Source organism: Mycobacterium sp. (genome assembly GCF_052144515.1).
In the GTDB taxonomy this organism is placed as follows: Bacteria; Actinomycetota; Actinomycetes; order Mycobacteriales; family Mycobacteriaceae; genus Mycobacterium.
Genome location: NZ_JBKQQD010000493.1, coordinates 1 through 6,460 on the forward strand (window position 1 = coordinate 1; position 6,460 = coordinate 6,460).

Consider the following 6,460-nt stretch of genomic DNA (forward strand, 5'->3'; position numbering starts at 1 on the left):
GCCTCGGTGACCGGCAGCGGTGCCCCGCCCTCCGCAAGGTCCAAGGCGAGCGTCACATCCTTGACGGCCTGCACGCTGCTGAACCAACCGGCGTGGTCGGGGTCGAAGAAGACGTCGATGCGGTTGCGCAGACCCGCGGGCATCATCGGCGACTCGCGCAAGGTGGCCGCCAAGGTCGCGTCGTCGATACCCGCGGCGCGGCCCGCGCGTAGGGTCTCGGCGATTACCGCCAGCTGCACCAGCAGCATCTGGTTGTGCAACAGCTTGATGATCGCTGCGGTCTGCGGGCTCTCCCCGACATCGAGCGCCCCGGCGAACACCTTCCACAGCGGTAGCAGCGCGTCACGGGCTGACGCCGGGCCGCCGACGATGAATTTGGCCGCACCCGAGCGGACAGCTTGCGGCGCCGCGATGATCTGCGCGTTGACGAACCGCTCACCGTAGGCGTGCGCAAGAGCAGTGATGACATCGGGAGCCACCGTGCCGGTGTTCACCACCAGGGTCTGGGCCCAGGCCGATCGCGCCTCACGTTGGGGAGCCGCCACGTCGAGGGTGCTCTGGTCGTCGGCCAGGCACAGGAACACGGCATCACCCTCCTCGCCCACGTCACCCAAAGAGCCCATCACCCTGGCTCCTCGCTCTTGGAGCGCGGTAGCCCGACCAGGGGTCCGATTCCACACGATCACCTCGTGACCCTTTTCGAGCAACCGCTCGGCCAGCGCGCGGCCCATCCTGCCCAGCCCGATCACCGCTAACCTCATGCGCTGCTCCCTTGCTTGTGCCCAGGTAATCCAGTCGCCTCGCCGTGGCCCGCATAGGGCTCGTAACCGATATCGTCAATCGAACCGACACCGGAGAAGAAGTGCAGGACCTGGTTGTCCACGGCGCTCACGTTGCTGATTTCATGCCAGTTCCCGCGCGGGATCACCAGGATCTGTCCGGGCGACGCCTCGACGGGGGATCCCGAAGCGCCGCGGAACTGCACCGCACCGCTCAACGGGATGATGACCATGTCGGCGTACGGGTGCCGGTGCATGTGGTGGACGAAACCGGGCGGGAACGTCAGGTGATCTAAGACCACGTCATCAGTGCCCGTGAGCGCCTTGCTGAGCAGATGGCGGTTGACCTGATGGCCGGTGATGTCCCACCTGGTGAATACCTCCCGTTCGATCTCGCCGATATCAAGCAGCCTCACTTCTGACATAGCTACGTACCTCCTATTTCATCCGCTCTTGTGTCAAGAGTGCCTTCACACTGGTGGGCTTGCGGCCGATGTGTCGGCCCGCGGACCGGTTGCTGCCAGCGTCACGCCGCAACCTGATTCCGTCCAACGAATGTTGGAGATGAACTTCATTTCGGAGACCGGAGCCGGAATCACATCGACAGCGGGACCGCTGCGGGCGGTGTGTTCGGTCAGGTTGAGGTTTGCGCCGATCATCTCGTGCTTCTCAAGGCAAGGGAGCCGCGGGCTTTGGTCTCGATGAGTCATCGGCTCGGCCGAAACCAGGTGATGGGCTATGGCGAGGGTGACCCCGGCCATCAGGGTGATGATGGCCAGAATGATGACGCTGCCGACGATGACTGCGGGGTGAGTGTAGTGGGGTAGTTGTGCTGGCTTGATGGCCACTGGCTTGATGGCCAACAGCGCGTCAGGTTGGCTGGTCATCGCGGGATCGCAATCTGAGGAGTGCAAGCCCAGGTGCAGTAGTGGACGGCGCACTTTGGCGACTAGGAACCACGCCGTTGACCCACGACGACCTGGCGGCCAGAAGGGGCTCGCTGCTGGTGTTGTGCGCATCATTATCTCTGGGGCGCCCAGTGGTGGCTTAGGCCGCTGCGGCCAGCGTGGCCAGGATGTCGAGCAGGGCGGTGGCGACTTCGTCGTCATCTACAGGGTCGATGGTGGCGAACCGCTCGGCGGCGCGCGGCACTGACAGGGCGACGTCCTCTAGCACGCGCGCCCCGGCGATGCCGGCGGTCTTGCGGGTGTCGTCATGAGCCCATACCCCGCCGTGACGCCCATTGGAGGCCCCCACCACGGCGACGGGCTTGCCGGTGATTGCCCCGCCTTGATGTGGCCGCGAGGTCCAATCGATGGCATTTTTGAGCACTGCGGGCAGGCTGCCGTTGTATTCGGGGGTCACCAGAAGCAGCGCGTCGGCGCGCTGGATGGCGTTGCGCAGCGCCTGCGCCGGGTCGGGGACGTCGCCTGGCCGGTCGAGGTCTTCGTTGTAAAACGGCACCTCGCCCAGTCCTTCGAAGATCTCGACATCGATGCCCTCGGGGGCGTGTTTAACGGCGGCCTCGGCCAGTCGACGGTTATAGGAGCCGGCGCGCAGGCTGCCGACCAAGGCCAGAATCCGAGTTGTCATGGGAATCCTCTCCAACTAGTTGCTTGCGCCAACAAGCATATGCTTGTGCGCGCAAACAAGCAAGTGGTAGTCTTCGGACGTGACACGCGGCAAGGCGGTGCCGCCACGGACCGCCCAGGAGCACAAGGTGATTACGGCGCTGCACGCGGCATTCGTGGCCATGATGCGCGAATTCGACGCCGACCTGCAGCGCGAGCACCGCCTGTCGCACACCGAATACATCGCACTGATGTGGTTGTCCGAGGCCCCGAAGCACACCCTGGGACTCAGCAGCCTCGCGGCGCGCTGCCAGCAGTCACTGTCGGCGATCAGCCGCACCGTCGGGCGCTTAGAAACCCAGGGCCTGGTGCGCCGCGAACAGTCGACCCGAGATGCCCGCGCCTACAACGCCGTGCTCACCGACGCTGGGCGAAAGCGCTACGAGGAAGCCACGCCCACCCACAACAGCAGCCTGCGCCGCTACCTCTTCGACCACCTCGAAGGAATCGACCTCGACGCCCTCGGCGACGCGCTACAACGCATCACCGCCGCCGCCGCCGCCGACCACCGCACGACTGTCCCCCGCTGAACACCTGACCTCGACTTGACCGCCCGGCAGCACCCGCGCAGTCGCGACGGGGCAGCTATCTGGCACTCGTAGAGTGACCCTTTGCGGGTCGAACTGCGCCCGCAAACTTTTGCCGCAATCCCTGGTGCGTAGCTCATAACCCAGCGAGATCACGGCCAATAACCGGGTTGTCAGACCGCCCCCATGCATGCATCCCGGACCACCTACCGGTAGGCGTCGCGCGCGGCCTCGGTGACCGGTGGCGGTGCCCCGCCGCCCTTCGCGAGGTTCAAGGCCAGCGTCATATCCTTGACGGCCTGGACGTCGGCGACAACCATGCCGTGGCGCTTGAGCAGACCGCAGGCGGCGTCGGCGAAATCCGTTCTCTCATCAACAATTAGGCAGCGCATAGCGTAACTCTCAGCACCATCAGGCCAGCGTCGCAGCTCGCGAGGCCACCTGCATTCCCACTAACGGGAACCTCGGGCACAAAGGTACCGATATGCAGCTAGCTGGGGGCCGGAGACTCCCGTTGGCAGGCGGCACTGATGGGTGTCAGCCGTGGCGACGCCGGCCTCCGGGCGCGCAATTATGTCAAGTGAGACAACGGACGTCTGAATGTACCCGCGGTGAAGCATTCGGTATCAAGTCTCACCACCGCTTTATTTCGAGGAAAGAGGATGACATGACGACTCAGCACCACCAAGTGATCACGAAAATACTGGTCGGCGCTGTTGTCGCCCTCGGCTTTTACGTTGGGGGCGCGGCACCGGCCAGCGCCGACCCGAACTCGATCGGCACCGCCCCGAACCCGTTCGGCGGCTTTAGCTGTAGCTGCCGAGAGACAGCTCCACCCGGCAGCCCAGCTCTGAGGCAAGAAATAGAGCGGGGAATCCGGGAGGGTTACTCTGCGGGGTTGCCAGGACTACCGCCACCGACCCAGCCCAGGCAACCGCAGTGACGTCCCGGCTCCTGTTCAACATGCCCACCAATGTCGACGCCCTATCACCGGCTGCAGCCTGACGTGGCGTCGTTACGCCGGATATGATTCACACTGGCCCTCGCCCGAGTCCACCTGGATCGATGGGGACGTCGCTGGACGTCGAGATCCCCATCGAAATCCAGTTATTGCCATCGCCGCCCCCGGGAAGCGATCAAACCCCGCGGCTCCGTGCCGTTGCGATCCAAAGCACCGTTGACTGCACTCCCGCGGAGACCGTCACAGGCTTGCCGGCAGAGCCATGACGCCAGCTTGACAGTGCGCGGCACCGGCGCGCATTCCCACCCCGGGGATCGTCGGTGCGACGCGGCTGCTGGCGCGTCGCCGGGTCAGGGATGGGGATACTCGCGCGTCGCCGGCTCGGCGAACTTGTCCAGCTCCGGGAGGTTGACCACGATCGGATCGGGATTCGAGCGGGTGACAACCCAGACGGTCGGGCAAGCGGCGGACGCGTTGATCTCCTGGTGCACGGTGTGCGCGGGAATGAAAACGAAGTCTCCCGGACCAGCCTCAACGACGTGCTGCAGGCGGTCGCCCCACCGGTACCTGGCGGTGCCTTCCAGCACGTACAGGATTGTCTCCTGATCGCCGTGATGGTGCGCACCGGTCGCCGCGCCGGGTAGCACCGTGCTGAGGAAGGCGCTCAGTACCCTGGCGTCGGGGTTGCCGCTGTCGAAGGCGACCGCCCGGTGCAGTCCCGAGGTCTGCGGCGTGTTGTCGGAGAGTTGGTCACGCCGAACGACGCGGACCGAAGGCTCGTGCATTGGGGATTCCTCTCTGTACCACGACCGGTAGTGCGCTGTCCCCGGCCGCGTGCAGTCCGAACGGTGAGGGGTCGCCGACCCGCCAGGTGCCCTCGAACTGCACGCTTCGACCGGCGGCGCAGGCCCTGTGCATGGCACGCCGGGCCGTCGGTAGCTGCTGAGCCTCCCAACCCTTCAGGCGAACGGGTACCTGCCGTCCAGTGGTGTTTAGCAGCGCGTTGCCTAGTTGCCAGGCGTCGTCGGCCGCCTTGGCGGTGCCCGCACCGATATGCGGTCGCAGCGCGAACGCCGCATCGCCGATCAGACAGCTTCTCCCGAAGGCGATTCGAGGCACCTCGAGGTCGACGATCACCTGGACGAACGGCTCAGCGCTTCGTTGGACGAGCTCGGCAATTGGTGAGGGGAGCTCGGTGTCCGCCGCGGAATGCAGTGCTTCGAGATGCTTGGTCTGGACCGATCCGGGTGGCACGGTCAGCTCAGCCTTGGAGCCATTTCGGTCGGTCAGCAGGTCGGTGAGGTGGTCTCCCGGAGCGACGTTCCGGTACCAGAGCCAGTTGCACAGCACGGACCCGTCCATGCCCGGAATCGGATAGGTCAGCAAGTGGCCATGCGGGAGGATTCGGTAGGTGATGGCGTCCCGCAGAACGCTCGCCGTACGGCCGCTGAGTTGATCACGTTCGATGGTGCCGCGCCAGGCCACGTATCCCACATAGCGTGGTTGCGCGTCGGGCACCAGAATCGAGCGTCCCGTCGAGCGGATGCCGTCGGCGCACACTACGAGGTCTGCGGTCAAAGTCTGACCGTCGGTCAGTGACAGCGCGACTTCATCGTCCCGGTTATTCAGGTGCGCAAGCTGAGTCGACAGGTGGTAGTGCTCGGTGCCGAAGGCGTCCAGCAATCCGCGATACAACTCGAAGTACGACGCCAACCGGTGTGCGCAGGGCTGCTCGTGGACGACCGAGCCGTCAGCTCCGAGATAACGAAGCCTGCTGGCAGGCACGCCGATGTCGCCAATCGCCTTACCGACCCGCTCTACGAGATAGCGAACAGTGTTGGGGTGCGCGACGATGCCGGCCCCGCGCCCCTGCAGCGGAACCGCACTGCGCTCCAGAACGTCGACGTCCCATCCCTGGTCTCGGAGAACCAGCGCCGCCGTGAGGCCCCCGAGTGATCCGCCCACTACTACTGCCCGGCTCATCCGGCTTTCCCGTCCTCGAGAACTTTCGCCCACCCGGCGATCGGCGTCGGGGGCGTAATCATTTGTCGTCAGGATTGAGCGCGAGGAAAGTGACTCCGGCGGCGGCGCCGGCGATGACTTGGGCGACCAGATACACCCACAGCGTCGGCCACGCGAACATGCCCATCACGGCTGCGCCGACTGTGACTGACGGGTTGAACGTGCCGCCGGAGATCGCGCCGACCGCGAAAGCGCCTGCTAGCACAGTGAAACCGATTGCCAGGCCGAAGTATGAGTTATTCCGATTGCTTTTGCTCGTCCCTACATTGAGTACCACATGGCACAGGGCGAAGGTGAACAACAGCTCCACCACGAATGCGGCCACCAACGCATGACCGGTTAGCATCATCGTCACCGTGGTCGTGGCCCGTGCCGGATCGACGATCCCACGCAGCACCGCCGCAGCCAGCAGCCCGGCGCCGAACTGCACGATCCAGTACATGAAGGCGTCACGCATGGTGATCCGGCGCCGCACCAACACCGACAAGGTCACCGCAGGGTTGTAATGCCCGCCCGAGATGTGTCCACCGGCGTAGACCA

General features: G+C 65.0%; 9 protein-coding genes. 1 reads left to right on the top strand and 8 read right to left on the bottom strand.

Features of this window, described 5'->3' with window-relative positions; all coding sequences use genetic code 11:
• The 4 genes from ACLP9N_RS33365 to ACLP9N_RS33380 all read right to left on the bottom strand — a co-directional run.
• On the bottom strand, positions 1–761 hold a 761-nt coding region (locus ACLP9N_RS33365; RefSeq protein WP_442411401.1), incomplete at its 3' end, for an NAD(P)-dependent oxidoreductase.
• Positions 758–1,204 (bottom strand): cupin domain-containing protein, encoded by a 447-nt coding sequence (locus ACLP9N_RS33370; RefSeq protein WP_442411402.1) that lies wholly within the window; start codon positions 1,202–1,204, stop codon positions 758–760. The genes ACLP9N_RS33365 and ACLP9N_RS33370, both read right to left, overlap by 4 nt.
• A gap of 45 nt (positions 1,205–1,249) precedes the next feature.
• Complete coding sequence (locus ACLP9N_RS33375; RefSeq protein WP_442411403.1) at positions 1,250–1,666, bottom strand: hypothetical protein; 417 nt, start codon at positions 1,664–1,666, stop codon at positions 1,250–1,252.
• 160 nt (positions 1,667–1,826) lie between these two features.
• The gene (locus ACLP9N_RS33380) at positions 1,827–2,372 is read right to left on the bottom strand and encodes an NAD(P)H-dependent oxidoreductase (RefSeq protein ID WP_442411404.1); all 546 of its coding nucleotides are present in this window, start codon (positions 2,370–2,372) and stop codon (positions 1,827–1,829) included.
• Positions 2,373–2,451: 79 nt separating this feature from the next.
• On the opposite strand from ACLP9N_RS33380, the gene ACLP9N_RS33385 reads away from it, so the two are divergent.
• The gene (locus ACLP9N_RS33385) at positions 2,452–2,940 is read left to right on the top strand and encodes a MarR family winged helix-turn-helix transcriptional regulator (protein WP_442411405.1); all 489 of its coding nucleotides are present in this window, start codon (positions 2,452–2,454) and stop codon (positions 2,938–2,940) included.
• Positions 2,941–3,143: 203 nt separating this feature from the next.
• On the opposite strand, the gene ACLP9N_RS33390 is transcribed toward ACLP9N_RS33385, so the two are convergent.
• The 4 genes from ACLP9N_RS33390 to ACLP9N_RS33405 all read right to left on the bottom strand — a co-directional run.
• Positions 3,144–3,329 (bottom strand): hypothetical protein, encoded by a 186-nt coding sequence (locus ACLP9N_RS33390; RefSeq protein ID WP_442411406.1) that lies wholly within the window; start codon positions 3,327–3,329, stop codon positions 3,144–3,146.
• Positions 3,330–4,248: 919 nt separating this feature from the next.
• The gene (locus ACLP9N_RS33395) at positions 4,249–4,683 is read right to left on the bottom strand and encodes a cupin domain-containing protein (protein WP_442411407.1); all 435 of its coding nucleotides are present in this window, start codon (positions 4,681–4,683) and stop codon (positions 4,249–4,251) included.
• Positions 4,649–5,881: an FAD binding domain-containing protein gene (locus ACLP9N_RS33400; protein WP_442411408.1), complete on the bottom strand. Its 1,233-nt coding sequence runs from the start codon at positions 5,879–5,881 to the stop codon at positions 4,649–4,651. The genes ACLP9N_RS33395 and ACLP9N_RS33400 overlap by 35 nt, the downstream gene beginning before the upstream one ends.
• Before the next feature lie 58 nt (positions 5,882–5,939).
• Positions 5,940–6,460 (bottom strand): aquaporin (locus tag ACLP9N_RS33405; RefSeq protein ID WP_442411409.1); only part of this gene is annotated, 521 nt, incomplete at its 5' end.

Coding starts and splice junctions, on each gene's coding strand:
- ACLP9N_RS33370 (WP_442411402.1), bottom strand. CDS start 1,204: ATGTCAGAAGTGAGGCTGCTTGATATCGGCGAGATCGAACGGGAGGTA.
- ACLP9N_RS33375 (WP_442411403.1), bottom strand. CDS start 1,666: ATGACCAGCCAACCTGACGCGCTGTTGGCCATCAAGCCAGTGGCCATC.
- ACLP9N_RS33380 (WP_442411404.1), bottom strand. CDS start 2,372: ATGACAACTCGGATTCTGGCCTTGGTCGGCAGCCTGCGCGCCGGCTCC.
- ACLP9N_RS33390 (WP_442411406.1), bottom strand. CDS start 3,329: ATGCGCTGCCTAATTGTTGATGAGAGAACGGATTTCGCCGACGCCGCC.
- ACLP9N_RS33395 (WP_442411407.1), bottom strand. CDS start 4,683: ATGCACGAGCCTTCGGTCCGCGTCGTTCGGCGTGACCAACTCTCCGAC.
- ACLP9N_RS33400 (WP_442411408.1), bottom strand. CDS start 5,881: ATGAGCCGGGCAGTAGTAGTGGGCGGATCACTCGGGGGCCTCACGGCG.